This is a genomic window from Accumulibacter sp., assembly GCF_036625275.1.
Classification (GTDB): Bacteria; Pseudomonadota; Gammaproteobacteria; order Burkholderiales; family Rhodocyclaceae; genus Accumulibacter.
In genome coordinates this window covers 1-26435 of sequence record NZ_JAZKUD010000055.1, presented here as the reverse complement: position 1 = coordinate 26435, position 26435 = coordinate 1, and the positions used below count along the sequence as shown (strand labels likewise).

25 protein-coding genes and 2 pseudogenes are annotated in these 26435 nt (G+C 62.2%); 13 read left to right on the top strand and 14 right to left on the bottom strand.

The window, feature by feature from the left end; translation table 11 throughout:
* Window positions 1-667: 667 nt before the first annotated feature.
* The 9 genes from V5B39_RS15450 to lepB form a co-directional block, all read right to left on the bottom strand.
* On the bottom strand, window positions 668-892 hold the full coding sequence (locus V5B39_RS15450) for a helix-turn-helix transcriptional regulator (RefSeq protein WP_332343758.1): 225 nt from the start codon (window positions 890-892) through the stop codon (window positions 668-670).
* A gap of 220 nt (window positions 893-1112) precedes the next feature.
* Window positions 1113-1526, bottom strand: coding sequence for a hypothetical protein (locus tag V5B39_RS15445; RefSeq protein WP_332343757.1), 414 nt, complete (start codon window positions 1524-1526; stop codon window positions 1113-1115).
* Window positions 1523-3610 (bottom strand): conjugal transfer protein TraN, encoded by a 2088-nt coding sequence (locus tag V5B39_RS15440; RefSeq protein WP_332343756.1) that lies wholly within the window; start codon window positions 3608-3610, stop codon window positions 1523-1525. The genes V5B39_RS15445 and V5B39_RS15440 overlap by 4 nt, the downstream gene beginning before the upstream one ends.
* Entirely contained in the window at window positions 3607-4320 is a 714-nt protein-coding gene (trbC, locus tag V5B39_RS15435) for a type-F conjugative transfer system pilin assembly protein TrbC (protein WP_332343755.1), read from the bottom strand. Before trbC ends, V5B39_RS15440 begins: the two co-directional genes overlap by 4 nt.
* Before the next feature lie 4 nt (window positions 4321-4324).
* A complete protein-coding gene (traU, locus tag V5B39_RS15430) occupies window positions 4325-5338 on the bottom strand; it encodes a conjugal transfer pilus assembly protein TraU (protein WP_332343754.1) in 1014 nt (337 codons plus the stop codon).
* Complete coding sequence (traW, locus tag V5B39_RS15425; protein ID WP_332343753.1) at window positions 5322-5945, bottom strand: type-F conjugative transfer system protein TraW; 624 nt, start codon at window positions 5943-5945, stop codon at window positions 5322-5324. The genes traU and traW overlap by 17 nt, the downstream gene beginning before the upstream one ends.
* Before the next feature lie 98 nt (window positions 5946-6043).
* Complete coding sequence (gene mobH / locus V5B39_RS15420; RefSeq protein ID WP_332343752.1) at window positions 6044-8110, bottom strand: MobH family relaxase; 2067 nt, start codon at window positions 8108-8110, stop codon at window positions 6044-6046.
* Window positions 8111-8113: 3 nt separating this feature from the next.
* Complete coding sequence (locus tag V5B39_RS15415) at window positions 8114-8431, bottom strand: hypothetical protein (protein ID WP_332343751.1); 318 nt, start codon at window positions 8429-8431, stop codon at window positions 8114-8116.
* Between the two features lie 24 nt (window positions 8432-8455).
* On the bottom strand, window positions 8456-8938 hold the full coding sequence (gene lepB, locus V5B39_RS15410; protein ID WP_332343750.1) for a signal peptidase I: 483 nt from the start codon (window positions 8936-8938) through the stop codon (window positions 8456-8458).
* Between the two features lie 178 nt (window positions 8939-9116).
* Between lepB and V5B39_RS15405 the strand changes: the two genes are divergently transcribed.
* A complete protein-coding gene (locus tag V5B39_RS15405; protein ID WP_332343749.1) occupies window positions 9117-9590 on the top strand; it encodes a hypothetical protein in 474 nt (157 codons plus the stop codon).
* Between the two features lie 87 nt (window positions 9591-9677).
* On the opposite strand, the gene V5B39_RS15400 is transcribed toward V5B39_RS15405, so the two are convergent.
* Entirely contained in the window at window positions 9678-10454 is a 777-nt protein-coding gene (locus V5B39_RS15400; protein WP_332343760.1) for a hypothetical protein, read from the bottom strand.
* On the opposite strand from V5B39_RS15400, the pseudogene V5B39_RS15395 reads away from it, so the two are divergent.
* Window positions 10447-10782 (top strand): annotated as a pseudogene (locus tag V5B39_RS15395) (transposase); the annotation flags it as partial. The gene V5B39_RS15400 and the pseudogene V5B39_RS15395 sit on opposite strands and share 8 nt — an antisense overlap.
* A gap of 323 nt (window positions 10783-11105) precedes the next feature.
* On the opposite strand, the gene V5B39_RS15390 reads toward V5B39_RS15395, so the two are convergent.
* Window positions 11106-11411, bottom strand: a complete 306-nt coding sequence (locus tag V5B39_RS15390; protein WP_332343748.1) for a hypothetical protein — start codon at window positions 11409-11411, stop codon at window positions 11106-11108.
* Between the two features lie 175 nt (window positions 11412-11586).
* Between V5B39_RS15390 and V5B39_RS15385 the strand changes: the two genes are divergently transcribed.
* From V5B39_RS15385 to V5B39_RS15365, 3 genes are all read left to right on the top strand, one after another.
* Complete coding sequence (locus V5B39_RS15385; protein ID WP_332343747.1) at window positions 11587-11841, top strand: hypothetical protein; 255 nt, start codon at window positions 11587-11589, stop codon at window positions 11839-11841.
* 303 nt (window positions 11842-12144) lie between these two features.
* Window positions 12145-12804 (top strand): response regulator, encoded by a 660-nt coding sequence (locus V5B39_RS22235; protein WP_434735704.1) that lies wholly within the window; start codon window positions 12145-12147, stop codon window positions 12802-12804.
* On the top strand, window positions 12797-13333 hold the full coding sequence (locus V5B39_RS15365; protein WP_332343745.1) for a hypothetical protein: 537 nt from the start codon (window positions 12797-12799) through the stop codon (window positions 13331-13333). The genes V5B39_RS22235 and V5B39_RS15365 overlap by 8 nt, the downstream gene beginning before the upstream one ends.
* Window positions 13334-13485: 152 nt before the next feature.
* Here V5B39_RS15365 and V5B39_RS15360 read toward each other — a convergent pair whose 3' ends face one another.
* A complete protein-coding gene (locus V5B39_RS15360) occupies window positions 13486-14280 on the bottom strand; it encodes a hypothetical protein (protein WP_332343744.1) in 795 nt (264 codons plus the stop codon).
* An 837-nt stretch (window positions 14281-15117) separates the two neighbouring features.
* Here V5B39_RS15360 and V5B39_RS15355 point away from each other — a divergent pair.
* The 7 genes from V5B39_RS15355 (at window position 15118) to V5B39_RS15325 (ending at window position 24146) form a co-directional block, all read left to right on the top strand.
* Window positions 15118-15429, top strand: a complete 312-nt coding sequence (locus V5B39_RS15355; RefSeq protein WP_332343743.1) for an FHA domain-containing protein — start codon at window positions 15118-15120, stop codon at window positions 15427-15429.
* Window positions 15426-16208: a PP2C family protein-serine/threonine phosphatase gene (locus V5B39_RS15350; RefSeq protein ID WP_332343742.1), complete on the top strand. Its 783-nt coding sequence runs from the start codon at window positions 15426-15428 to the stop codon at window positions 16206-16208. Before V5B39_RS15355 ends, V5B39_RS15350 begins: the two co-directional genes overlap by 4 nt.
* A gap of 57 nt (window positions 16209-16265) precedes the next feature.
* Window positions 16266-19376, top strand: coding sequence for a protein kinase domain-containing protein (locus V5B39_RS15345; protein ID WP_332343741.1), 3111 nt, complete (start codon window positions 16266-16268; stop codon window positions 19374-19376).
* A gap of 127 nt (window positions 19377-19503) precedes the next feature.
* On the top strand, window positions 19504-20241 hold the full coding sequence (locus V5B39_RS15340; protein ID WP_332343740.1) for a hypothetical protein: 738 nt from the start codon (window positions 19504-19506) through the stop codon (window positions 20239-20241).
* Complete coding sequence (locus V5B39_RS15335) at window positions 20238-21590, top strand: hypothetical protein (protein WP_332343739.1); 1353 nt, start codon at window positions 20238-20240, stop codon at window positions 21588-21590. The genes V5B39_RS15340 and V5B39_RS15335 overlap by 4 nt, the downstream gene beginning before the upstream one ends.
* A 12-nt stretch (window positions 21591-21602) precedes the next feature.
* Window positions 21603-23450, top strand: coding sequence for an AAA family ATPase (locus V5B39_RS15330; protein ID WP_332343738.1), 1848 nt, complete (start codon window positions 21603-21605; stop codon window positions 23448-23450).
* A 54-nt stretch (window positions 23451-23504) separates the two neighbouring features.
* Window positions 23505-24146 (top strand): 4Fe-4S cluster-binding domain-containing protein, encoded by a 642-nt coding sequence (locus tag V5B39_RS15325; RefSeq protein WP_332343737.1) that lies wholly within the window; start codon window positions 23505-23507, stop codon window positions 24144-24146.
* A 108-nt stretch (window positions 24147-24254) separates the two neighbouring features.
* Here V5B39_RS15325 and V5B39_RS15320 read toward each other — a convergent pair whose 3' ends face one another.
* On the bottom strand, window positions 24255-25232 hold the full coding sequence (locus tag V5B39_RS15320; protein WP_332343736.1) for a hypothetical protein: 978 nt from the start codon (window positions 25230-25232) through the stop codon (window positions 24255-24257).
* A 506-nt stretch (window positions 25233-25738) separates the two neighbouring features.
* Here V5B39_RS15320 and V5B39_RS22230 point away from each other — a divergent pair.
* Window positions 25739-26143 (top strand): annotated as a pseudogene (locus V5B39_RS22230) (transposase); the annotation flags it as partial.
* A gap of 204 nt (window positions 26144-26347) precedes the next feature.
* Here the strand turns inward: V5B39_RS22230 and V5B39_RS22225 are convergent.
* The coding region (locus V5B39_RS22225) for a transposase domain-containing protein (protein ID WP_434735703.1) at window positions 26348-26435 on the bottom strand (88 nt) is incomplete at its 5' end.

Here is a 26435-nt window from a genome sequence, read left to right as displayed (position 1 = left end):
CCAGGCGTGGTTCGTCGTGGCGGTAAAGCAGCTCGTTGGCCACCTTGCCGGAGGCGGTCTTGTAGGTCAGTTCCAGCGCCTCCGAGCCAAACCATTGGACGCTGACCACGGTCACCAGGGCGTCCGGAACGATGCCGCGGATGGCGGCGTGGGTCTGGAGCTGTTCGAGTTTCATGGCTGATCGGAACCGGTACGGACTACCTTGGACTGCTTGCTGGTGCCAGGAAGGGAATCGACAAACTTGACTACCATACTGTTTTGTATAGATATTCCATCAATACACCCTGTGGATGCCCCCATTTATGCCCCCAACAAACCTGTGCTGTACAACACTTGCTAGGCGAGCGGGAGCAAGCTAACGGAACTACCTTGCTCCAGGTTGATTTCTTCAAGGACCAGTATCTCCTGACAAGCATACCGCGAGATGAGCCCTTGGGGCGGTGAGGTATGGCTCTTTGCTACAGATGCGCTTGAACCCAGTCGCAAACAACGAGATCCCCCACAGCTTCCTGCAACCACTGCCACGGACTCTCTTGTTGCACGTTCGCAGGAGGATTCCGGCTCGATGTGGTCGCGGCACGCCTGGCAGTGGACTCCCGGATGTCCGCCAAACCAGGAATGCGCCGCCCGCCCGAACTCCGGTATGACCTTTCGGAGGTAGCTGCTCCTAACGAGTCGCCGGCGAGTGCGCCAACGCGTTCACCTGCTCCCGTCGACTCGCCTGGATCTGTTCGCTGATCCACACCTGCACTTCAGCCTCGACCCATCCGGACGAGCGCCCGAGCTTGATCTGCTGGGGGAACTCGCCCCTTTTGATCCGGTCGTAGATCGAAGAGCGACCAAGCCCCACCATGGCCTTGACTTGGGGAAGACGTATCAACCGCTGGTTCATTGAATCACCTCTCATTCAATCCGACAGACCCGCTCCGTTCGTGGGGATCCACAGTTGGTATTGAACAGGGCTCGGTGGCGATCGAGGGGGCGAAATGCAGCCGTGCAGAGCACACTTCGGACCTTGTCGAATGCTGGCGGCGATTGGCGGCACGCGCTGGACGGCAAACAGCGGGTTCCGACGGGTATCGAGGATTCTCCCCTCTGCCCACACCAGCGCCTCAATCGCTGGCTGAGGAACCAGAAAGCCCCCGCGCCGCCGCCTCCAGATCGACTCCTTCACTCGGCGGTTGCCCGTCACGACACAGATTCAGCTCGTAGCGAACGGCGAACGGAACTCGCTGGCCCTCTCTTGTCGGCACATCATCCTGCAGCAGAGTCGCCTGCAGGCGAGCACAACCCACCTGGGCAAACTTCGTCAGCGTTCTGACCTGAACCCGCACCGCCGCCGAGGATCGTGTCTGTGCCTGGAAAAACTCCGCCATCGGGCCACTCAGGTCCCCATCGGAGCGACCTTCGGGCGAATCGATCGCCGCGAGCAGATGCGCCTTCAGGTCCGCAGCAGCCAGATCGCCGCTGCCCAGCAGGACAGCGCAGCCAAGCGCCATGGCGAGTCCGGTTGCGCGTCGCTTCATCGCCGGTAGTAGCTCTCGACGCGCTGCTGAACGGTGCTTTGCACGTTCTGGCCGATCGCCAAAGCACTCGGCACGCGCACGCTCGCCACCACCTCGGCGATGAACTCGCTCAGGTCGATGCGCGAGAAGTCGATCTGCTCGAACTCCTCCGGGGTGAAGCCCGAACAATCCGGACGCTTGCCACTGCCCCATCCCTTACCCACCTGTCCCCTGCCCTGCTCATTGATGATCCGCGCCAGGCGGGAGTTGAAGCAGCAGTACGACTGCGTCTGTTCGATGCAGGTCCTGATGATCGGCACACGCCGCGAACAGAACGAACCCACGGGAACGCAGAGATTGGCCTCGCGGTGCATCGCCAGCAGCTTCTCGGCTTCCTGGCACGAGAGCAGCTCCGAGATCAGTTGCATGGCCACGGCGATCGCCAGCGAGTACGGGTCAAAGTAGAAATTGAAGGGGCCCACGGTTCCGAGCGAATAGATCGGTCCCCCGAGCAGGCCGGTACTCATCGTCCCTGTGGAGAGGGTCAGACCGTAGAAGCTGAACGACGGCTGGAAGTTCGTCGGGGTGAACAGCACCTCCGACGAGATCATCGCCTGCATGCCGGCCTCGACGTAACCGGCGTACTGCGGATACATGAAATCGAACAGGTACTTGCTGCCCGCATTGACGGCCAGCTGGCCACCCGCAGAAGCGCCCTGAATCGCCGCCGACATCACCGCGTTGTTGCTCTTGGCCGTGCCGCCGCCCTTCCGGCAGCAGTTGACCACACCGAAGAGCTTTTTCCGGCACTGCTCGGCAACGCCCGTGAATAGCCTCTGATCCGCCCCGTACACGCCGGCTTCGCGGGCCGCTTCCAGCGTCGCGACGACCCGACCGAAATCCTCATCGGCCGGATGACTGGTCTCGAAGCAGCCCGCGCCACCGGGACAGAACGAACTCTGATCGCACACCCTGCGCCGAGTCTCCGTGGCCGGCGAGGTCTGGCAGGCGTAGGTGCGCTCACTCATCTCGCAAGCACCCGAGGCCGCGCGGTCGAGACAGTCACTGGCGACCGGGGTGCATCCGCCGTCGATGAGTTTCTGGCAGTCATGGCTCAGTGCGGTCGCGGCGCAGGTGTAGTCCTCCGACCACGCCCAGCAGGAATCACCGGCGCTTTGCGCGCCTGCCGGCAGCGGCGAAACGGTGTTCAGGCAAACCTGCAGGCCGTTGATCGTCTTGCAGGGCGTGTCATCGGTGCAGGTCTGCACCGCATGGACGCAGTCGCTGCTTTGCGCCAGCGACGTGCAGGCGCTGGTGTCGAGGGTGTTCGAGGCGATGGTGTAGGACGTGTCGAGTGCCACCACCGGGCTGGTCGAGACCGTCACGTTGGTGCACCGGTAGGTTCGCGTCGCTTGTTTGCAGGACCCGTCGACAGCGGTGCTGTCACAGGTCGAACCGACCAGCACGCACCCTTCGGTCGCCTTGATCGCAGCGCAGTCGTCCGGCATCCGCTCGACACATTGATAGCGGTGATGCCGATCGACCTCGATCTGCCGTACGGTCGAGCAGGACTGGCTGGTTACGGGACGGTAGTCACTGCAGGTTTCCCGCGTGAATGACGCCGGCGTGGTCTCGGTCACTACCCGGCAGTTCTCGGCACCCCTGCCGGCCGTCACCCCGGTCGAGGCCATGGTCGGATGGCGGGCCACGGCATTGGCACGACTGATCAGGGGATCGTTGGCGCGATCAATCGAGAACGCCGGCCGCAGCGATGGATTGCGCGCCACGAAATTGACTGCTTCGCACTCCTGCCGGCGATAGGCATCGACCTCGGCCGGCAGGGTGGCGCACGCCGTGACCCGGGCGACACCCGGTCCCGACAACTGCCCCTGTCCAGCCTGGAAATACTGCGACTGTGCAGCGCTTGCACCGAAACCCGGCACGCTCGCAGCGGCCGTGCCGCGACCAATGCCCTGAAACGACGGATCGAGTGAACTGGCGCCGAGCGCCTTGCCGTCGGCGAAGGCGGTCGCCGGGTCGTCGCCCTGCGCCCACACACGGCTCGCCAGCAGCAGCGCCAGGAACAGCCCGGAGCGGCACTTCATGGCCGCGGTCCCGCAAGCCGGGCCGCATGGCGACGGGCGATGTCCGCCCATGCCGGCGCCTGGCGTTCGATCAGATCGAGCGCGTAGTCCTGGCCGACGTCGCCGTCGATCCGGATGAAGCTCGCTGCCGGCGCGCAACCTTCTTCGTCGATCTTCGCCGCCTGCCCCGACCGCGCCAATACCAGCGAAGGCACCTGTCGCACCTGGAACTGCTGGAAGGCCGGCGGGTGAATGAGGACCGTGACGTTCCGCTCGCCGACGAGCCGCGCGATCTCCTCGCCCGTTTGCGTCAGCGAGTGGCCCTTGAGACCGCGAAGGACCAGTACGGCACCCGATCGCTCGGATTGGTGGACGATGCGCTGCAGGGTCTCGCGCGGCAGCGAGAAGGAGACGAACACCATCAGCTCGGGAACGTCCGGGTTCGCCGAATTCCCGCCCGGCACGGACGGGCGGTGTGCCTGCGCGAGCGCAGCCAGGTCGGGAGCGCTCGCTGCCGGCTGCGGCAGGTTTCGCAGCTCGGGCACTACCGAAAGGCTCGAAGCCCCTGCCCCATCGATGGCGTTCAGCGTGGCAGCCATTCGCTCGCGCGCCGACTGCAGGTCGGCCTGCGGGACTGGCGCAACCTGCGCGAATGCCGGCGTCACCGTCAGACCCCAGGCCGTCGTCAGAAACATGGCCTGGAAACTGGCCCGCACCAAGGATTTGCTCATGGTCTCAGAACGCCCCCTGACAACAGTTTCGCTTGCGGAAGACCATGTACGCGAAATCCTCGCCCTCGAACGGGAACTCCCGTCCGGCGCCCCAGCGGATCGTCGATCGTCCGAGCGGCTGGCAGCACTTGCCCTCGATCCGTTCGGTCTGGGGAACCGGATAGAGCATGTGGTACTTGTAGCCGGTCTTGTCCATGATCGGTTGCGAGTAGTAGCCGCAGAGACCGTCCTCGCCGGCAGCCGCCCACATCAGCCCTTCGCGGTGCATCTTGGCGATCAGGCGGGTCATTTCCAGACTCGATGCCTGGACGCCGCCAAGGTGCGCCTGGACATTGCCGTTGAGGGGATAGAGACTGCCCTGGCAACCGGCACACCAGAACAGGCTGTTGAGCGGGAAGCCGGCACTGGCGGCGACACAATCGGCGGCACAGGCGGCGCGCGCCGGCAGATTGCCGAACAGCGCGACCTCCGGATTGAGCAGGAAGGTCAGCTCGTCGTCGTGCCACAGCGGGTCGAGTTCGGTGAGGTAGGCGACATCGAAGCCGCCCTGCTCCAGGCAGGCATTGTCGAAGATCGCTCCGAGCCAGACGAGGACCGGATCGACGTACCAGTGCGCGTGATAGAAGGAAGAGGTCGAGGTGCTGTCCTGGCTGAAACGGGAGCCGCGCGGCGCGTCGAAGCCGGGATCGAGTTCGAGCCCGCCGAGGCTCGTCAGGCAGAACGGCCGGCGGACGACATCGACCCGCCGCACCGGTTCCCAGAAGCTCACCTTGAAGCCGACCCGCCGCTTCGACGGACAGGTACAGATCGGCGAGCCGCCGGGATTCGGCGTGTCTTCCTGCCCCATCGACAACAGGGCCGCGCCGCCGAAGCGGATCGGCAGCATGCAGCGCCAGCAGATGTCGGTGATCGGGTTGGCGAAGCGACCGGTGCAGGTTGGCGTCGCCGCGACGAAGCCGGGACTGCCAAGCGACAGTGCCAGCAAGAGCAGGAACGCGATGTCACGGACGGATTTCATCGATTCGCAGCCGCTTGCCGTCCTGACTGACCACTGCCGGCACCTGTCGAATGCCCAGGCGACGCGTCAGGGTCCCACCCTGATCGTAGAAGACCCGGCGCTTCCACGAGCGCATCAGTCGCAGCGGCTCGCCGGCGACCAGGATCGCTTTCCCGCCGCCCGCAGACCGCTGCAGCATCTGTCGCGCCAGGGCGACCTGCCGGCGATCGCGGCCGTCGAAAAGGACCAGGCGTTCGCGCAGGGAAACGTGTTCCAGGGGATTGACCTTCTGACCGCGGGCGAACAGCAGCGCCCCGTCGGCAGTCCGGATGTCGCGATCGAGGACCCAGGTCGGATCCAGGAAGAAACGGCGCGGCGTCACCGTGGTCTGGACGCCGGGGACGGGCTTCGGTTTCTCGACGGCAGAGACGACGCGATCACGGTGCTCGCGCTGCTTCCGGGCGAGTTCGCCGGTCTGCGCCATGCGCTTCAGACGCGACTCGATGACCGCCAGCAGGTCGGGTTCGGCAATCTCGTAGGTCGGGCCGACGACGCCGAGTTCATCGCCACGGACGGCCGGCATCCAGCCGACCAGGAGCAATGCGAGGAGGGGAAGAAGCGTCGACATGGGGATCGATTCTGGTCTGTCGCTGCGCGCGATGGCCGCCGAAATGCGCAGCTCGCGGGCGCATTTCGGTGCATCGACGGACCCCGGCTTCAAAGCTGCTACGGTTGGTCGCGCCCGCCGCCTTCGCCAACGGGGACGGCCGGAATTCGATAGCAGTGCAGCTTGTTGCGGGTCTGAGAGAGGAAGACATCCGGGACGACGGCACCCAGACGCAGGATCTTCGTTCTCTCCAGTTGCAGTCGCTCGATCAACAGCGACTCGGCCTTGCGGGAGGGAAGCCACACGAAGGGACCGTCCGCTTCCGGCGTCAGCAGGCCATCCTGGATCGCCTCCCGCAAGGTGGCGACGACTTTCCGGATCAGCGCCAACCGTTCGTCTGCGCCAGCACCATCGGTCTCGTGCGGCACTGGACGCGGCTGCCTCACCCGCTCCGCGGGTTCGGCGGTTGGCGGCGGTCCGACCGGGCGCGCGGGCTGTCCAATCGCCATCAGCCGACTGACTGCCGGCTGCAGCCGAACGACCCGCCACTTCTCGCCGCTTTCGACCTCGATCTCGGTCACCTTGCGAAAGGGCGACAGCGGGTCGAGCGCCAGCCAGCCGTGGTGCGACAGCGCGTCGAGGATCGCCTTGCTCTCCAGACCGCAGCCATTGAACGCGTCCGGCCATTTGAGGCACACGACGCCGGCAGGGTCGACATGGGTCAGCGTGGCGGCGGATCGTTTGCCGGACTGGAGATCCCGGGCGAGCGCCTGCAGCGCTTCGCCGACCGCGCCATCGAGGTGATCGACTTGCGGCGCCGGAGGTTGCCGGTCGGGCGGCTCCTGGGGCTTCCCATCCGGATCGGGTGGTCTACCGGGCGTCGCCGGAAGTGGCGGATCAGGCACAATGCCAGGCTGAACCGGGACGTCAGGCGCTTTCGTTGCCGGGTCCTCGTCACTGAGCAGCCTGCCGGGAATCGAAGGGGGTGGCGGCTCGCTCAGCAAAGCCGGATCGCGCAACCGGATCGCCGTCAGGCGGAGGTTCGGGATCTTCCCGGCCAGCACCGCCGGGGCGATCAGCCAGTAGCGCTCTCCGCCGCCACGATCTTCAGGGATACTGGCCAGGCTGCGGTCGACGAGCATCTCGAGCAGGCTGTCCGGGGTTCTCGGCAGACCGGGGATCTGCTCCTGATGGACGAGGGCTGCGAGTTCCTCGCCGGCGGCCGGCCAGATCAGATATAGCTGCCCGTCGATGCACCACAGGCGCGCACCCGGGCGATTGATGCCCCACGTCCCCTCGCGGACCAGCCGGCGCATGAGGTCGAGCAGGAAGCGCTCGACCGGTAGACCGATCTCGTAGCCGGTGAACGCGACGCCGAGACTGCGCAGATCCCGCTCGACGCTGACCTGGTCCGATCGGACGACGAGATCGTGAATCGGGTTCTCGGGGCTGGGGGAGCCGTTGATGCTTTCCATCATCCAGAGCACGAGGTCGGTGTCGCCCTTGGCAAGCCACGCGAGGCCCTGCGCTCCGATGATGCGTTCAGCGATGAGGGCGGAAACGGCCTGGTGCTTCCTGCCACGATTATCGCGCCAGTGCAGGAAGTAGCGATCAACGCGATGCCGGGTGGCCCAGGCGTGGAGATCTTCGACGAAGGGGTTCCAGACCTCTGCACCTTCGCGGCTGGTGACGACGAGGTCGGTCACCGGCTTGCCCAGGTCGTGACAGAGCGCTGCCAGGAAGACGGCCAGGTGCCAGCGCGGCTCGAGTTCGCGGCGTCTGCGCGGGGTCTGCTCGCCGGGCAGCAGCACGCGATCGGCGGATTGAAGAGACCACAGGGCGACTTCGGCCGCATGCCGCAGCAGCCCACCGGCCCCGCGATGATGATGCGTCTGGCTGGCGGGCAGGAGGTGCGCATAGGACGCGAAACGGCGCAGGGCCGCGAGATGGTACTGCTCGAAGATCTCCGGCGTGGCGACGCCGGTTTCACGAATCTGGCCGATCAGTTCGCGCTGCGTCTCGATGAGCTTGTCCGGATGGGTGGCCGGCAGGCCTTTCATGAACGGGGGGTAGCGCGGAATCTCGTCGTCGAGGAGCGGTTCTGCAGGGGTGATCACCGGGAGGCTGGTGGCGAGCGCCTGCTTTGACGTTTCGGGGCGAATCGTCCTCTTGAGAAACCCGAACACCGGTCAGCCCCCTTCCCCGCTGCGCTGGCGTTGCGCACTGGCAAGCCCGCGGCGAATCGCCGGATCCTGCCGCAGGTGCTCGCGAGCCCGGTCTGGGTCGATGTCGAGGAGGTCGCAGAGCGAGTGGAAGGAGTTGGCAACCGGCGAACGGTCATGAAAGATCCAGATCAGGGCCTCGCGCTGGATGCTTCGGATCTCCTCGGGCGAGCCGGGTGCGAAACTGGCCCGACCCATGGCATCGTCGATCGCCTGTTGGACGACGGCGATCCACAGGCGCTTCGATCGTTGCGCGAAGACCCGTGCCGCCTGCTCGTGTCGCATCCCCGGTCCCCGGCCGTTCGTCCCTCAGAAGATCCGGTGGGCCCTGCCGACGATCTGCTGCCGGGCGACCCAGCCGGTCAGCCGATAGCGGGAGTCGAGGCTGTCGGGATGTTCGCCGGCGACGTAGTAGTGCGCCTCGGGGATCGTGCCGACGGCGCCGATTTCGAGAGATTCCCCGGTCCTGGCCCTTTCCTTGGCCCGGCCGACCGGGTAACCATCGACGAAGAAATCGCGGTCGCGGGCACTGACGATCGAGCCGGGCATACCGATCAAACGCTTGACGAAGAGGCTGCCCTGCGGATAGGGCCAGTGGGCCAGCCAGCGGAAGGCCACCAGGTCGCCGCGGTTCGGCAGGGTACCCTTTTGAATCAGGAAGAGCGTACCGGGAAGGCTTGCGGTGAGATTGAAGGCAACCAGATACGCGCGGCCGAAGGAGAGGTGCGCGGCGACGATCCAGAGGATCAGAGGTAACTCGAGGCCACGGAGATTGAGACGGCGAATCGGCATGGCCGGACTTTATCGGAGTGGTCGGGCTCCGGTCCTGGAAATGTGGCCGGCGATGGTGCATTTCGGTCTGCGGCCAGCCGGGCGGGTGTTCCGGTTGCAGAGGGCGGCGGGCGCAGCCGAGGTATTGCATTTTTGGCGACCTGTGCGATGCTGCATTGAAAAGTCTCTGGAGGTTCCCATGCCCATCGCTGCTGCTACTCACACCAGTGCCGTCTTCTGGTTTTTGCCACTGCTCGGCCTGCTGCTGATCGGGGTCGTGATGTTCCGTTGGAGTCGCCGGGCCAAGACCACGACGACTCGGCGGTTGGAGGAAGTGGAGCGTGAACTCGCCACGGTCCAAAGCCAGATCCTGCTGGTGACCACCAGCGCGGTTCCTGGCGGCAGGACGGTACGGACCCTGGGTTACGTGGAAGCCCTGTCGGATACCGAAGCCGCCTCGGATTGGGAGTATCGCCTGGCGGAAAAACAGGCGCTTCTCGGTCTCGCTCGCCAAGGGCTTGGCATCGGGGCCAACGCCATCGTCGGCGTGCGCAAGAGTAACGCCCACTACGATCAGGCCGGGTCGAAATGGCGTGTGGCAAGGGTAACGTACGCGGGGACGGCCGTGGTCGTGGACCAGAGGTTGCAGAGCACAGAGTGGGCCGCGTCGTGAGTCTGGCGCAGGCGGCGCGGCTGAATTCAAGCGGTCACCCTTCCATGAGCAAGCTCGGCTCTTAGTTCTACTTTGTCAGATTGCCTTTCAATCTGATGCTGATAGCATGGCAGCTTGCATTCGATAGGCAGATTCCATGGCTTGGTGCCGCCGTCGATGCCTATCGATGATGGATGCCGCGAGGTCTTCGTCGGTGACGATCTTGGTGGGCAACCGATGGCGCATGATCTCCACCAAGTCGCGGCAGGAGAGAAGTTCAGCCGTATCGCGATGGGCTATGCGCTCCTTGGCCAGGAACATGGTCGCGATCATGACCAGGGCCATGTGATGGTGCCACGCCTGCCAGCGGCGGACCTGATACTCGGCCATCCCGCAGGCGCCCTTGGCCTCCCGGAAGGACTGCTCGACGAAATGGCGCGCTCCCTGCATTTCCGCCAAGCGGCGCAAAGACGCCCTGGGCTTGGCATTGGACAGGCCGAATTTGAGTTTCGTCCCATCGAGTTCCCGTCGTACCAGGAGATGCCAACGGCTCGCCAACGGCGCCTCGCCGTCCCAGACCCACACCCGCTGGGTGAGATAGTCGGCCATCACCTCGCCCTTCTCGCCGTCACGGATCGACAGACGCCCCCAGGCGGATGCCGACTGCGAGGCTGCCCACTCGGCCACCGTCATGGGCACCGCCGTGGTCTGCAGCCGACGGGGCGCTCGACCCTTCGACGAACGACGAGCCACCACGGTGGGTGCGGGATCCTGGAGATAGATCGCCTGATCCGAATGCACCTCCGCGAAGAAGCTCTCTCCCTCGCCATCGAGTTCCCCGAGCAGCCAGGGCAAGTGCCCGTAGCCGCCATCAAAGGGCAGCACCACGTTTTCTGATGGTCTGGCCTGGTTCAGGGTCGTCACCGAAGCCGGGTGCGTACATCAGCCGACCGTCGTCGCCGGACGAAAACCGAAAGACTGGCCAGAGTTCCGGTGGATCAACACCGTCCTGGGCAATCTCAACACTAGCCTGACCGATAGCTATCATGCAGTCAACTTCCGAAACTACTCCGCTCGATACTTGGCGGCGTTGACCGACCGCTTCAACCGTCGATTCGACCTCAGCACGCTGCATCACCGATTGCTACTCGCCGCTGCTCGCTGTGGCGCGCACCCCGAGCACAAGATTCGCTTGGGTGAGATTCGTTGCTAATCAGGAGATCGGAAGCCTCTTCGTCACCTCCTTCGGTTGCGAGTGATCGTTATGCGGGCTGACCAGCAGTCTGATGGGTCGCCGGCCGCGGTGCCGAAGTCTGCGTCCTGACCGCGGTCGATCTTGCCATGCCGGGCTGGCGCTTGCGCCTGCGGCACACGCTGTTGGGCGACGCTGAGCGTCTGCAGGCCACCGGCAGCCGGGCCTCCTCGGAGCACCTGCTCGCGCGATGGCCGGCTGAGTCCTGCAGCAGCAGGTTAGGCTGCACGCCGGCAGACCGGCACCCTGTCTGCCGGCGACCGCTTCAGCCTGTCGGCTGCAAATCAGACCGGCTTGCGCCGCCCTGCCACTGCGCGCATCACGCCCAGCGCGGCGAAAAGCAGCGCGCCGATTGCGGATTCCGGCAGCAGCGTGGTACAAGTCGCGAGATCGCCGGCACCGGTCCGGTACGGGTGCAGCACGCTTGGCAGCAAGTCGAGGGCGGGGTTCCACAGCGCGGCAGCACCAGTTGCGGTGAAGGTGCAGCCACTCGGCTGACCGAGCGGGGACTGGATCGACCTGGCGTAGCGATCGATGGCGTCGACATCGACCCAGACATCGAACCCCATACCCGTTGCGCTCTGAGTCACGCTGTAATCATTGTCGGTGCCTGCCAGCAAGAGATAGCCGCCGTCGTTTAGCCGTGGGCCGATCGGCAGGCCTTCCCATTTCTCGCGTGACTTGCCAACGCTCTCGTCGTCACCGTCGCATCGATGTCGACGATGTTGGCGTCGAGGTCGAGGAACGGCGCCGACTTGCTGACGTTTGCTAGACCGCGTCCGCGGCATCGAGATCGAGCAGCGAGACATCGCTGGCGCCGGCGGTGTCGATCCGGTAGAACTCCCTGTCGGCGGCGCCGAATCCCCCGCCGACACCGACGCCACGGTTATTACGTTCGAGAACCAGAACAGCAATTCGTGGTCGTTGCTCCTATTTCTCTCGGTTGACCCTTGCCAAGACGGCGAAAGCCATGGTGTGATGCGACTTTCTGGAGAGTTGGAGGTATCACCCGATGGGTGACGAGTACTGGGCCGAGCGGAAGGCGTTAGCGGTCGCTGTTCAAGGAGCAATGGCCGAGATGGAGGCACGGTAGACGGAGTCCTTGCGCGTGGGGACGCCGGGTGGGCGCTTTCCGGTTCGCTGGGATGAAAAGGGAGAGCGACGCGTCGGCCCGTTGGCGATCACCGAGTGCGAGAAGCTGCTTGCCTTTCTCGGTGTCGGCGCCGACCACCACCTGCCGAGCAGGCCGATTGCCTCGGCACACACCCGGCAAGCCATTGAACACACGGTCTATGCCGACGGCGCCACTGTTCCCTCAAGGCGCTGCTGGCTGCTACCGCTGACGTCGAGCTTCGGGGTGAATGCGCCAATGCCAGCGAAGGGCCGCGCGGCATCCATCGCCTGCGCTCCGACGTGGTCGTCGTCGACATCCAGATACAGCGCCTCAGCGGTCGCGAAATGGTCGGCATGATCGACGCCTCGGCGCTGCCGCAGATCGTCTTTTTCACCGACTATGACGAGCACGCCCTGAAGGCTTTCGAGGAGCACGCCGCCGACTATCTCCTCAAGCCGATCGATCCGCAACGTCTTGCCCGGACGCGCGACTGGTTGCGCTCGGGAGTACGCCACTCGCCCAGGGCATTTCCAGGATCAACCGAAAAGCTGCGCCAGATTCCCTGTTTCAGCCGCAACCGCATCTTCCTGCTGGCGCTCGACGAAGTGGAATTCGTCCACACCGACATCGCCGGCGTACAGGTCGTCGGCGACAAGCGGCAGGGGAACCACCGAACTGAGCCTGAAGATCCTGCAGGAGCGTACGTCGTTGATGCGCTGCCACCGCCAGTTCCTGGTCAACCTCGACCAGATCGCCGAGATCGAATGGCTCGACAGCGGCGCCGCCAAGATCTCACCCGCAGCGGCAGAAGGGTGCCGGTCAGTCGCCGCCACCTGCGCGAGATGAAGGAAAGGTTACTCATTGTCTGAGCGAGAACCGTTGAGCCAGGCACGGCGATCGGCGAACGTGGGGGGACCCGCAGTCTCGCTGGTCAGCCAGTTCGATGCCTGGCTGGCAGCCCATTCCGATCGCCTGCCGTTTCCCCTTCGGCAGCTTGAGCGCACAGGCGACTACGCGACCTATCGACTGGTCGGCATCACCCATCACCTCTCCGTGTTCGTCGGCAACGACAGCCTCAGCGTTGTAGTCGACTGGCAAGGCCAGTGCTGGGACATGCTGCTCAGCCTGGACGCCGTAGGCGCGGCGGTCGAAGGCGGTTATCGCTGCCAGCTATGCTGTGAAGATCACTCCGAAGCCGCGCTGTTTCCCACCCTGGACAGTCTCTGGGAAGACCATCTCTTCCTGCCGTTGGCGAACTGGATTGACGAGGCGCTGTGTTCCGCCACCCACCTGTGCATCGAAAGCACACCAACCTTGAGCGCCACCTGGGCGAATCTGGCCACGCTCGACGGCGAACTCGGTGAAGGCGCTGGAGTAGCGCTTCCCCTTCGCGTCTGATCCACAAAAGGACCACTCCGGCAAGAGGACGGGCACCAGAGACCTGGCAGCACCTTGCGGCGACCTCCGGCGCGCTGGCGCACAATCGGGGATCGCCGACACGTTGGCGGCTCGGTAAACCGATGGCGAACAGATCATCTCTCGCCGTTTGTTCAGCGGGATTTGCCCTTCGCTTTCTTAGTCTTTTTTGCGGAACCCACTGCAGGGGCAGCACTGCCGCTCAGCTTTTGCATAGTTGCCAAAAACTCCCCCACGGTCATTTCTGTAAACGTCGCGCTTTTCAGAGAGTCGACTACCTCGCTCTTGCGATCGCCAAGCCCAAAAAATGACAGATCGTAGCAAATGCTGTGAAGAATCTGCAGCAGGGTTGGTGGCCCGAAATTGATCTCTTCCATGGCGATGGCCCGGCCAGCCTTCGCCTTCCGATCCCGGCCATGAACAAATACCTTCGAAGTCCGCTCCAGTCGGAGTGGATAGTGCAAGCATGTCCGAACACTGGCGCCGCACATGCTCCACTCTTGCCGGTCACCGACGTTGTTGCCATTCGAACCAGGGTCGCGCTGCGGGAACCCGATTCCCACCAGCCCCAGGCGCGTCATCACTTCATAGGCCTTGGTGCGCAGGTCAACTGCGCAAGGGCGGGTCAGCAGCAGATATTCCACCTCGTCCGGTTCGTCGGCGCCCGTGTCGGAACTTGACTCCCCGGCAAACGCTTCCTCGACCAACTCCACTGCCCAAAAGCGGCGAAGGACCTGCAACAAAGGTGGGTTGTTCTTCAGGAGCAGCAGGACATCACGCAAGGTGACTCCCTCATCCAGGACCGCCAACTCGCAGAGGTATTCGACCGCCAGTTCGGACACGTCGGTCTCGACGAGGTGGGGGTCCGAGTAAAACAGCAGACCGCCGGGTTGCAACTGGACGTGGCTGGCTGGCTCGATCAATTCCATTGGTTTCTCCTTAGTTGGGACCTGTTGGCCATGTGCGCGCCGGCAGCGGCGCCACTCGCTTGGCGGCTCGGCCAACAGCCATTATCACGCGGTTTGCAGTGGGGATCTCGTATCCGGCTCGTATCGTGACCTGTGTTTGACCGACCGTTGCGCAGTTGCACTCGCTGGGTCCGCACTCGGTCGCCGGCTGCAGCGCTCGTGGTCCCCGGCTCTTGGCGACAGTGCCATCTGCTGGCGCGGAGGGGCGATCTAAGGCACTGGGTGCGCGTCGCTGCTGATGGCAGCAGGAGTTCGGACGCGAAAACCTCCTAAAGTCTTCTCGTTTAAAGTCGTTGTCTGCAATAGCAGTGGCAGAATGCCAACGCACGAGGAGAAGAAGTCGGCAGGTTCTTCACCAGCGAGGCACGGCTTGGTGACAGATTTATCAAGGCGGCTTTAGGCGTGCGCGCGGGTGGCATCCACGGTTGCGGAACAATCTTAATAACAATCAATAAGCTGACCTTGAAGACAGCGAAAAGTTGGAGAGGCTGAAGGGTAACGGTTTGCCTTGTGTACGGGTTAGTGAAAAAGTGCCCAGACTGCGGCACGGAGAATCCGGCTGACACCTTCGATTGCGTGTCTTGCCGCTTTGTGCTCGACAATGTCGATCCGACGGCGCCTGTTGATATCCACAGATCAACTCGCGAATCCCCGTCAGGCGTCCCACCCGAAGCGTCTGTGCAGAGTGCTCAGGCGCTTGTCTGCACGCAACCGGGTTGCGGACAAGCCAATCCAGCGGTCAGTGTGGTTTGCGCGTACTGCAATGAACCTCTTGCAGGATCCAGTGAGTGCGCCCTTGTGCGCAGGCTTGTAATCGAATGGCCATGGGGCGTCGACGCCGTCGTGGACCGGGTCGTCGTTGGTCGGGAAACCCCGGCAGCGCCAGTTCTCGCCGCCCGTCTGGAGAGCCAGTTCCCCAATGTGTCCCGCCAACATGGGTACCTGCGCCGACGGGCGGGCGAGCTTGTCCTGTGTGACCTCGGTTCTGTCAACGGCACCTTCGTCAACGAAGCACGAATCGACGCCCACCAGGAAGTCGCGCTGAAGGCAGGGGATCGCATCCGCTTTGCTTCGCGCCTGGTGGCAACAGTTCGCGAGGCCGACGGATGAGGCTGCAGATCTTCTATCGGACGGGGCGCGGCAGGGTTCGCGCGCATAACGAGGATTCGCTGGCCATCGACGACTACATTCCTCCTTTGGAAATGAGTGCTTCGGTCCAGCGTTTGCTCGACACCGACCGGCCGCGCGTCGTGTTGGTTGCGGATGGAATGGGTGGTGAGAATTCCGGCGAGATTGCCAGCCGTTTGGTCGGTGAACGCCTGGCCATGCGTCTCAAGGAGATCACACTTGGCCAGAGCAGCATCGTCGATATGCTGCGAAAGACCAACCGCGATGTCTTTGACGAAACGACCGTGCGCCCGGAACTGGGTGGCATGGGGAGCACTGTGGCCGGAATGGTCATCGCCAACGGCGATGGCTGGACGTTCAATGTCGGCGACAGCCGGACCTACCGCCTCCAGGACCGCTACCTTGAACAGCTATCGCACGACGACTCCGCCGACAGTGTTTCCTACGGGCACGAAGACAACCACGCGAAGACGGGTCGCATCACCCAGTGTCTGGGCGGAGCACGGCAATTCATCGAGATCGACCCGCATGTTCGGCGGGTGCGTCTTGCGACGGGAAGCCAGTTCCTTCTGTGCAGCGACGGCCTTTCGGACGTCGTGAGCCTGGATGATATGGAACTTGCCTGTGCCGAAGTGAACGGCATAAAGGTGGTTGACGCCCTGTTCGAAGCAGCGATGACGGCAGGTGGCCCCGACAATATATCGATCATCCTGGTGCGCGTGGAAAAAGAGGATGGGCCGACTACCCCCTGGGGGGCATGAAGCAGGAAGATCCGCAGTTTTTCTGAACAAGAGGACGTTTTCCAGAGGGGAGATGACATGTCTAAGGAATACATGGTGGCGCGCGACGGCGAACAGTTCGGGCCGTACGAATCGAACGTGCTGCTCGATTATCTGGCGCAGGGGCACGTCGTGCTGGAAGATTACATCTGGTGCTCGGGTATGGCCAATTGGGAGACCTTGAGCAGCATGAAGGAGCAGGTGGAGCGCGAGGTGGCCCAGGCAGCCGCCATCCAGCCGACGACGCCAGCCATTCTCGACCTGCCACTTGCCGCCCCAACAGTTCTTGATACGCCGCAAGCAAGCGCCTTCTTGAGCACCGAGCAAACCCGGCAGACCGAGCCTGCCGCCACTTCCGGAGCGGCGACGCCAACCATTCTCGGCGGGCCGCTTCCGGCTCCGACGGTTCTCGATGCCCCGCGAACGAACGAGCCTCCGAGTACCACGCACGACAGGCACCGACAGGTGAGCAAAACAGCCGACGGTCAGTCCGTGGCGGCAGCAACCATCCTCGACACGCCACTTCCAGCGCCAACGGTGCTTGATGCGCCGCAAGCGAGCGCATCAAGATGGGCCGCGCAAGAGACAAAGCGGGATACGGCTGCGGCTGCCGCTACCCAGCGCGATGCCCCGACCGGCCACGCCGAGATCCCCGAGCTTCCACTCGCACTCGCCGGCCGCTACCGCGTCGTGCGACTCCTGGCGCGTGGCGGCGAGGGATTTGTTCTCCTGGCCGAAGGACCCGGCGGCGAAGGACTGCGCGTGATCAAGCTCTATGTGCCCAACGCAGGCAGCAGCGGACCGAAGGGGGCCGTGCTCGACAACATCAGCGCCGCAGACAAGGCGCACGTCGTACACATCCACGAACACGGCAAGGAGGGCGTCTGGTATTACGAGGTGCAGGAGTACGTCGCCAACGGGTCGCTGCGCGACCTGATGACCGGCCCGCAGCCGCTTGCCGACGTTGCCAGCATGCTGCGCGAACTGAGCGATGCCCTGCGCTGCCTGCACGGCGCGAAACTGATCCACCGCGACATCAAGCCGGAGAACATTCTTGTCCGCACCCGCGCTCCGCTGGACCTGGTGCTGACCGACTTTGGCATCGCCTCGGTCAGCGCGGCCACGCTGCACGAGACCACGCGCAGCCGCACGGCGCTGTACAGCTCACCCGAAGCCATGACCGGAATCGTCAGCGAAAAATCCGACTGGTGGTCGATCGGCATGATCCTGGTCGAACTGATCACTGGTCGCCATCCGCTGGCCGGTATCGGCAGCCAGAACCGGCTGGACTTCTGGATTGCGCAGAACCCGATCGATACCGAGGGGGTCAGCGACCCGCGCTGGCGCGCGCTGTGTCGTGGGTTGCTGGTTCGTGACGCTGCGAATCGATGGGGAAGCGACGAAGTCGGGCGCTGGCTTGCCGGGGAAACGGTGGCGGTCGCCGACGACTCCCGCAGCGCGGCAGCGCCAGTCACCCCTAGTGAAGCAACGGTGTCGTATCGACCCTACACGATTTCCGGAACGGCTTGCGCAACACCGCGCGCTTTGGCTGCCGCCCTGCTGCAATTCTGGGACGAAGGGGTCAAGCATCTGTCCCGCGGATTGATCCTGAAATGGGTTCAGGATGAAGTCAAAGACTATGACCTGTCCAGCTATCTCATGGATCTCGCCGAAGGCGACCTGAGCCCCGATGCCCGGCTTGCTGCGTTGGTCTATCGCATCGATCCGGCGCTGCCGCCGGTCTGGAAAGGACGGGATGCGAGCTACAGCGCAATCCTGGCCTGGGCCAATGACGCTCAGACAGACAGTAGTGGCCGCGAGGTGCTTTTCCAATTGGCGACAAGTGGCCTCCGTGTGTACCCACATGCCGACCTCCAGTCACTTAGCCTGCGTTTTTCGCCTGCAGTCGCGCGCATCGAAGAGTTGTGGACAAGGGCTGCACGTTTCCTCACGAAGACGACCAACAGAGAATTAATCGCGCCGGAAATGGCGTCACTCCTGCCGCGCCTGATCCTCGCTCTGGAGCATCCTCCTGCCCTCGACCAACTTCGCATTTTCGTTAAACAATGGGCGAATGATGGCCTCGCCCCTTCGATTCCAGCGTTCTTGTTGACCGAAGGTGATGACGCAGCAACCCTGCTACTGACCGTCTATCTTCGGGAGACTTGCTTGGCACACGAATTCAGAGTGGCTCAAGACTCCTCCGGGATATGCACAAACCAAATGCAGATCCAGTGTAAGAGTGGCCATGTCGAAGGAGTCACGCGGTGCAATAAATGCCATGGAAAAGGTCGACGCAACTGTGGGCATTGCAAAGGCAATAAGGGAGAGTGGGTGACCTGCGGATATGGCCGCGGCTTCGCAAAAAAAAGGGGATGTAACGGCACTGGTTTAGACAGGATTTGCGGACACTGTCGAGGAACGGGAAAGCACCCAACGATCGTTGGTGATTATTGCAACTTCTGTCGTGGGTCCGGGAGCGATATCGCGGACGGCCGCAGAGAGAGTCATATCTGGTACCCAAACGCACCATGTCCGAGATGCAATGGGAGTCGACAGGTTTATGAGGAATGCTCAGAATGTAAAGGCGAGGGTAATATAAAATGCACAAGTTGTTCAGGAAAAGGCTATTTCTGCGATACGTGCAACGAACTCGAGCGCCAGCAAGCTGAAGTTGAACGAAAGGAGAAGGAGGAATCTGCCAGAAGGCTGGAGCAAGCAAAATCGACGATAAAAGCAGACATCACCGCCTGGAAGCGTGAAAACTACGGATTCTGGGCCCATAGCCGCTTAATTGGCTACGGGATAGCGGCAGCAGTTGGATCGCTGGCCAGTCTTATCTCTCGCTTTTCCCAGGATTGGGGCTTCGGAGTTTTTATTGTTTCCTTTTTTGCAGTCCCTTTGGGCTTTAGATATCTGACGCGAAAATACTACGACATCGACTCTGAAAAGGCGCTGCAAGTTGCGGTAGCCACCGTCGAACAGAACGTAAAGCTTACCGAGAACGGCTCTGATGTTATGAAACATCGACCAGATTTCAGTGCTGCAAAAAAGCAGATGAGTCCTGAATCAAGGTGGTTCCACTATTTTTTTCTTGTACAGACTGTAATTTTATTCTTCGCTCTTTCTGGGACTAGACATTTGAATTAATATGCCACCAAACCGTCATCAATAAGGATGTCGCCTGTTAACAATTTAGCAATTGGCAGAAGGATAGACCAAGATGATTGCTGTTTGCCGCCCACACTACCTCATATTTCACCCTGCCCGAGCCAAGATGAGTGTAATGGCAAGAGCGGTCACCATCAGCGGAGTCCAGACTTATGCAAACAATGTGTTCGTCGACCCACCCTTCACTTGCACTCCGAAATATCCGGGAGGTAATGAGGACCCTTATGTTTTTACCGAACCATGGCTCTATTCATTCTGTCACGCCACGCAACTGCGCCGTCTCTCAAAGACGCAACCAAACGTTGGCACGAATTCAGTCCTGATTTTTGCCGAAGACTGTAAGCGAGAAGGGACGCTTTATGTAGATACCGTTTTTGTCGTCGATCAGCGGTTGGCATGGCCAATGCCGGGTCTAACTCCTCCGACACTTCTTACGACCAGCAGCATTCCTGTGCAGGAACATCCTCATTTAAGAGGCGGATTAAACAAGGTACATGGGAGTGGTCACACTGGGCGAATCACCTATACGGCGAGACAATTCGGAGCTGTTTTTGAGGTCATCGGTTCTTACTCGTTTCTCCCGATCACAGAGTCGTTCGAACGCGTGCCGGTTGAGCTTGAGAGCTTGCCGGAGCACTTGAGCCAGAAGATTCGCGCCCACTGGATGGGTCGCTTTCCCGTACTCCTGGACTCAAATGACCTCGCCTTGTTGATGGCTAAGATAGACAAGCTGGCGGCCTTCAAAGTCATTTCCCCCATCAGGAAAGGCGAGCACGAGGTGGCGTCCAAGATGTCAGCGTGCAAGGGAGCGTCAGTTCGCAACGGCAAGCGAGTCTTGTCGTGAGCAGTCCGGCAACGGTTGAGTATCAGTTGCTACGCGTCCTCGTGGCTGCGCTCGAAAACGTCGCGGCAGAGAACGACCCAGTCTACCAACGAGAGCTTCGGGCAAACCGCCTCGCCGAATTGCAGCGCAATCTGGCCAGCTATCGGCGCGGAAAAGCGCGCCATGCCGCCCTCTGCCGCAATCTCGACGAGTTGCGCCGTCGCTTTCCGAACCACGACATCCAGGTCGCGATTCCTGGGCTGCCTGCGGAGCCGGATCTCGAAGATGTCATTCTCCTCGACATCTTCAATCGCGAGACTGAGGAGATCGTGGTTTTGGCCGAGAAGGAACTGCGCGAGGCGGTACGGCGCCTTGAGGTCGATCGTGATTTCTGCACAGCGGTGATCCTGGCAGCCGACGAGGCGAACTCGCCGCCGGTGACGGTGGGCGACTTGCTTGCCGCTTATGTGCGGCGAGCGGCTTTGCTGGATCAAGGCCAGGAGCAGGCGACCCGCCCCGAGGTTCGGGAGAAACGTTCCGCAGTCCTGATCGATCGCGTCGCCGAACTCAGTGCCACCGAACTGGCACCCGAGGTCACTCCCTTGCTGGAGGAGTTCCTGGCGACGGCAAGTGATACCCGAGCGAGGATGCTGGAAACGGAATTGAAGATCCGCATCGGCCAGCTCATCGAGGACAGGTCTCGGCGCGCCAGGGAATCCGAGGAAGCGCGGCGGCTCATCGACCGCTTGCCGCCGTCCGACGATTCGGGTGTGAGGAAGCTGGTCGACCAGCTGTCTTTGGTCGTCGGGGGCGAAGTGCGCTTGACTGACGCGCTGCGAGTGCAGGTGGACAGCACCGTGGCACGGCTGGCGCTTGCGGCGCGTCAAGACGAGGCGGCGGTGCGCCAGACCATGGCCGCGGCGATTCTTTCCGAGGCGCTGAACGACCTCGGCTACGAAGCCGAACCGATCGAGAAAACCTTGTTCGCCGAAGGCGGGATGGTACACTTCCATGAGGCAGCCTGGGGCGATTACTACATGCGGATGCGAGTATCACCCGAGCGGCAGCAGATCAACTTCAACCTGGTGCGCGCGGCTGCAAGCGGTGAACACGCCAATCCCCATCGCGACGATGTCCGCATCGAAAATGCCTGGTGTTCCGAGTCCGGGCTGAAGAAACTCGTCGGCGTGCTGAAGGACCGTGGCCTGGATTTCACGATGGTGCGCGAGATCAAGGCGGGTAGCTTGCCGGTGCAGGTGGTGTCCCCGGCGGAGGTGCCGCTGCAAGGGCGCCGCGACACGTCCGCAGAGGCAGGCAGCAGCAGCAGGCGGCAGGCGCCGTCAGTCAGCAAGTCCATCAAGAATTCTTAGATAAGGTGAGCCATGGCTGATGCGGCGGAAGCGGCGGTACAACCCAAGTGGATTGAGGACATCGATCGCCTGCTGGCCATTCGCCCGCAGTTCGTTCTTTCCGGAAACATTCGCGACCGTTTCCTGACACCGACTCAGAGTGGCTTGAGCCTCGCTTCCGTCATTCCCTGTCTTTGGGCCTTGTGCGCCGGCAAGGGTTTCAAATTCCTGCTGATCTATGATCGGGTAGACGGCATCAAGGTTTATCCCGACACGCCGGAAAATCAGAATGAGGCCAGCGCCCGCCTGTCGTTGAAGTTTTCGAGCGGTGCGATGGAAGTCAATCTGGCGACATTGCTCGACAAGGCGCGTCTCGTTGCAGGTAACCGCGAGATCCGCATCGGCTTGATCATCGACTATGCGTCGCGCTTGACCGCGGGGCCACAGTCTCTGTCGGCAGACGAACTGGTGTTTTTCTCCGGGCTGGAGAAACTCGCGAATTCGGCCATGCCGGTGATGCCCAGGGATACAAAGGGCGATTGGCTGTTCAATCCGATCATCTGGATGACCAACCGCGTGCAGGATCTTCCTTCGTGGTATGGGCTCGATTCGGAGCGGATTCATTCCCTCGAGATCGCGCGTCCGTCCTACGGGCAGCGCCAGGCAGCAGCCAGGCTGCTGGTCCGGCGCATCGCCGGCCAGGCCACGGTTTCGCCAGAGACGACACTGGCGGCCGTGCGGACTTTTTCCGAGAGCACCGATGGTTTGACTTTGCAGGCCATGTCGGACATTTCACAGTTGGCTGTTCATCAGAAGATTCCGCCGAACGCGATTGACGATGCCATTCGCGCGTTCAAGGTGGGGAACGTCCGCAGCCCCTGGAAGGCCCCCGACATGCGCGAGCGAATCGCCACGGCGCCGCAGCTGTTGGCGGATCGCGTGAAGGGGCAGCAGCAATCCGTCGTCAAGACCGTGGATATTCTGACCCGCTCGGTCATGGGGCTGACCGGCGCACAAGCGCGCACCTCGGGCATGCGGCCACGCGGGGTGCTGTTCTTTGCCGGGCCGACGGGCGTCGGCAAGACAGAACTTGCAAAAGCACTGACGGCGCTGCTCTTTGGCGACGAGGAGTCCTATCTGCGCTTTGATATGAGCGAGTTCTCGGCCGAGCACTCGGAGGCTCGCCTGCTTGGCGCACCGCCAGGCTATGTCGGCTATGACGCCGGTGGCGAACTCACCAACCGCATCCGGCAGAAGCCCTTCAGCGTAGTGCTGTTCGACGAAATCGAGAAGGCGCACCCGCGCCTGCTCGACAAGTTCCTGCAGATACTGGAGGACGGGCGACTGACCGATGGGCGGGGCGAGACCGTCTATTTTTCCGAGAGTGTGATTATCTTCACCTCCAACCTCGGTATCTTCGTCACGGACAAATCCGGTGAGCGCATCCAGAACGTCAGCCCGGAGGACCCTTACGAGGTCGTGGAAACTCGCGTCCGTGGGGCGATTCTCGACTACTTCAAGTATCAGCTATCGAGACCGGAAATCCTGAACCGCATCGGCGACAACATTGTTGTCTTCAATTTCATCCAGCCAGACGTGGCGATTCAGATATTCGACGGGCAACTACGCAACGTGCTTCGGCGAGTCAGCGAAGAACACGGAATTTCTCTGGCCCTACCGGACCGGGTGATGGCGAAACTGCGTGAGTGGTGCTGTACCGATCTCTCGAACGGCGGCCGCGGCATCGGCAACAGGATCGAGACGACGTTCATCAATCCGCTGTCGCGAGCGCTGTTCGAGAGTCGCCTTGAACGGGGCATGTCATTGACGGTCGCTGATGTGATACTCCGGGACGGCCTCTATACCCTTGTGCTCGACTAGTGCATAGCCGCCGGATGGCCAGTGCCGGGGCTTGCCAAAGCGCGGACACCGGGAATGATGCTGCAGCTTAGAAAGGCGCACTGGCCCGTCACTACGCTCGGCTTCGGGCGCCGGGTTGGCATCTGGCTGCAAGGGTGTTCGATCGGTTGCCCCGGGTGTTGCTCACGGGATATGTGGTCCTCCATCGGTGGGGCAACGATGAGCGTCTCCGACCTCGTAAGTTGGTGTGGAAAATGCGCCGGCGATCAGTTGGACGGCGTCACCATCTCTGGTGGCGAGCCGTTTGAACAGGCGGAAGGACTCCTTGAACTTGTCTCCGAACTCGGCTCGCTTCGGCAGCAAGCGGCAAGAGAAGTTGACCTGCTCTGCTATTCGGGAATGCCATGGCGCCGCCTGCAGAAAGACCACCCTGCGATCCTCGATCTGCTTGATGTGATCGTCCCGGAACCCTTTGTGACCACGCTCGATTCGGCATCGCTGCGCGGTTCGATCAACCAACCACTGATTGCACTGTCGGACCTGGGGCGCAGACGCTACCCTGCGGGGAAGAGTATGCCCAAAAAGCGCCTGCAGATCGAAGTGAATGAGCAGAATATCTGGATCATCGGAATTCCGGAAAAAGGCGACCTGGAAAGAATCGAGCAGCATTGCCAGGCGAACGGTCTGGATCTTGGTCACGTTTCGTGGCGCAGTTGAAACCGTCCAAGACGCCCGAGCCATTTGCCTCCCACTAGGCGAGCGGCTCCGGTGTTCTCAATCCCGCCGCAAGTCATCGATTCGTTGGTGTTGAAAGCTCCTCTGCTCCTATGCCGGTGGGTTCGGCGCGACGATGGACAGTGCTCGCTTGGCGGCAGCACGAACCTTGAGGCTGGAATCGTTCTGCGAGAGGGATTCCAGATAGGCGATGCTCTTCGGGGCGTCGCCGGTGAAGCGATAGGCGTTGGCGAACGCGGCCACAGCCTGGTTTTCACCTTCCGTCTCGGCAAGCGCAATGCCGAGATTCGCCCAGGCGGAACTCCTCGATGGCGCAATGGTCAGCGCCGCGAAACCGGCAGCCCGTGCGCTCTTGTAGTCTCCCGCTTTGATTGAAGCGTAACTGAGGTTGTCGACAATCTCGACGTCTCCCGGGTCGGCTTCTACCGCCTGTCGGAGCGTGCCGATTGCCTGATTGGCGGCACCATCGCGCAGTTGCGCCAAGCCGTCCGCATTCAGGGCTCGGGCCGTCTTGCGGCTGCCTCTTACAGGCTTCGGAAGTGCAGTGATCCGACCGAGCAGCGCGGTCAACTCGGAATCGTTCTTTCGTTCCGCAGCGGAAAGCATCTGCCGAATGAGCGACTCAGCACTACTCGTATCCAGAGTGCTTGCGGGTGCGGGCGACTTACTGGCCAGCTGATGACGTTGCTCTTCCACTTGTTTTTGTTCTGCCTCGGGCGCCAGCCTGGCCGCCTCTTCCTGGCCCTTACCCTGTTGTGCGCTCTTCGCCCTCTCTTCAGCGTCCCTAGCCCGCTCTTCCGCCAGGCGTGCTTGCTCGGCAGCCTGCGCGGCTTTGGCTTCGGCGTCACGACGTGCCTGTCCTTCAGCTTCCTGGCGCGCCAGAACAGCTGCGTGTTCCTGCTCGCGCTGCGACGAAACGTACAAGTAGCCTCCGAACGCAGCTATCATCAGCGCGACTGCCAAAGCAGCGATGACTTTGGTTTGTGCCCCCGTCTTGGCCGCCGTTGCAGTCGCGAGTCCCTCGCTTTTCAGAGCTTCAGCAACCAATGGCGGTTTGGCAGGAGGCAAGGCCGCCAGCGCTGGGGCGGACAGCGGTTCCTCAAATCTGGCCGATGGGGCAGGCGGTGACGGCGGGTGTGAAGGGGTCGACGCTGATGGGGGCTTTGGAGGTGGTGGTGGCGGGGCCTTGCGTCCAGGTGGAGGCGGCGGCGGGACGTGATCTTGAGTCATGAGGAGAGTCCGTGAGTTCTGAATCGATTGGCATTCCGAAGTTGGGGATATATTTTCGCACGGAACATCGAGTCCTCGACAACCAGACTGAGTCGCCAGCAGTTCTCATTTCAAACGCACGCAAGGCGGCTGTTGGCGTAGGTTGGCGCACGAGGATTGGCAGACTTGGGCGATGAAGATTGAGGGAAACTCCGGCCGTTCTTAACCCATGTTTAACGCGCCAACAAAAACCTATATCTGAATCCATGGCTTGCGTGCTGAAAAAATATCGAGTGGCACTACAAGCCGGTAATTTCTGATTCAGCTGATCAGTTTTCTGATTCCTACGGGTGCGGCGCTGATGCTGGTCGCGTCCACGCCTGATTCTGGCGACCGAGACCGACTTGTCGGCGCAAGAGGTGGTGGAGATTTACGCCGAGCGCTGGGGGATCTAGCCTTTGTTTCACAACCTGAAGCGCTGGTGGGGCGTGGCCAATCTGTGGCAGCAGTCGAAGGCTGCCCTGGAACTGTGGATGCAGATTCGCTCCGCGGCCTATGCCTTGACGCAATTGCTCGCCCTGCAGCTGTGGCAGTCCTTTCCACTGATGGCGATTGCGCCCTGGCGAAAGGGTGTGATGATCACTGCGGGGCTTTTCTCCCAGTGACTGCGCATGCAATTTATCGGACTTCCCGTGCGCGACGCCTACGACCCGAAGTCCGGTCAATTCGTGATGCCTTTCCCCGGGCAGGATCAGCGTTTGCAGTGCTGAGACGTCTCGCCCAGCGTCGATCAGCGCTGAAGGATGCCATCGTCGTGCCGGTGATCGATCGCCTCCGCGGAAATCCCGGCCGGCGGGACCCGCGTGTGTCTAAACTTCAGTAAATCAAGTGAGACACCAGCTCGCGGCCTCGAAGAAGATTTCTCCGTCGGTGAATGGTAAGCGTTCAGCGCACCCACCCCTGGGCGCGCAGGATCACAGTGGCTTTTTGAGCGGCAGCAACTCGTCGATGCGGCTGTTCGGCCAGGCGGGGAGTTTCTCCAGGGTGTCGGTCAGCCAGGCC

Coding starts and splice junctions, on each gene's coding strand:
- V5B39_RS15440 (WP_332343756.1), bottom strand. CDS start 3,610: ATGAAGTGCCGCTCCGGGCTGTTCCTGGCGCTGCTGCTGGCGAGCCGT.
- V5B39_RS15350 (WP_332343742.1), top strand. CDS start 15,426: ATGAGGCTGCAGATCTTCTATCGGACGGGGCGCGGCAGGGTTCGCGCG.
- V5B39_RS15345 (WP_332343741.1), top strand. CDS start 16,266: ATGTCTAAGGAATACATGGTGGCGCGCGACGGCGAACAGTTCGGGCCG.
- V5B39_RS15450 (WP_332343758.1), bottom strand. CDS start 892: ATGAACCAGCGGTTGATACGTCTTCCCCAAGTCAAGGCCATGGTGGGG.
- lepB (WP_332343750.1), bottom strand. CDS start 8,938: ATGCCGATTCGCCGTCTCAATCTCCGTGGCCTCGAGTTACCTCTGATC.
- traU (WP_332343754.1), bottom strand. CDS start 5,338: ATGAAATCCGTCCGTGACATCGCGTTCCTGCTCTTGCTGGCACTGTCG.
- traW (WP_332343753.1), bottom strand. CDS start 5,945: ATGTCGACGCTTCTTCCCCTCCTCGCATTGCTCCTGGTCGGCTGGATG.
- V5B39_RS15330 (WP_332343738.1), top strand. CDS start 21,603: ATGGCTGATGCGGCGGAAGCGGCGGTACAACCCAAGTGGATTGAGGAC.
- V5B39_RS15340 (WP_332343740.1), top strand. CDS start 19,504: ATGAGTGTAATGGCAAGAGCGGTCACCATCAGCGGAGTCCAGACTTAT.
- V5B39_RS15360 (WP_332343744.1), bottom strand. CDS start 14,280: ATGGAATTGATCGAGCCAGCCAGCCACGTCCAGTTGCAACCCGGCGGT.
- V5B39_RS15445 (WP_332343757.1), bottom strand. CDS start 1,526: ATGAAGCGACGCGCAACCGGACTCGCCATGGCGCTTGGCTGCGCTGTC.
- V5B39_RS15405 (WP_332343749.1), top strand. CDS start 9,117: ATGCCCATCGCTGCTGCTACTCACACCAGTGCCGTCTTCTGGTTTTTG.
- trbC (WP_332343755.1), bottom strand. CDS start 4,320: ATGAGCAAATCCTTGGTGCGGGCCAGTTTCCAGGCCATGTTTCTGACG.
- V5B39_RS15325 (WP_332343737.1), top strand. CDS start 23,505: ATGATGCTGCAGCTTAGAAAGGCGCACTGGCCCGTCACTACGCTCGGC.
- V5B39_RS15415 (WP_332343751.1), bottom strand. CDS start 8,431: ATGCGACACGAGCAGGCGGCACGGGTCTTCGCGCAACGATCGAAGCGC.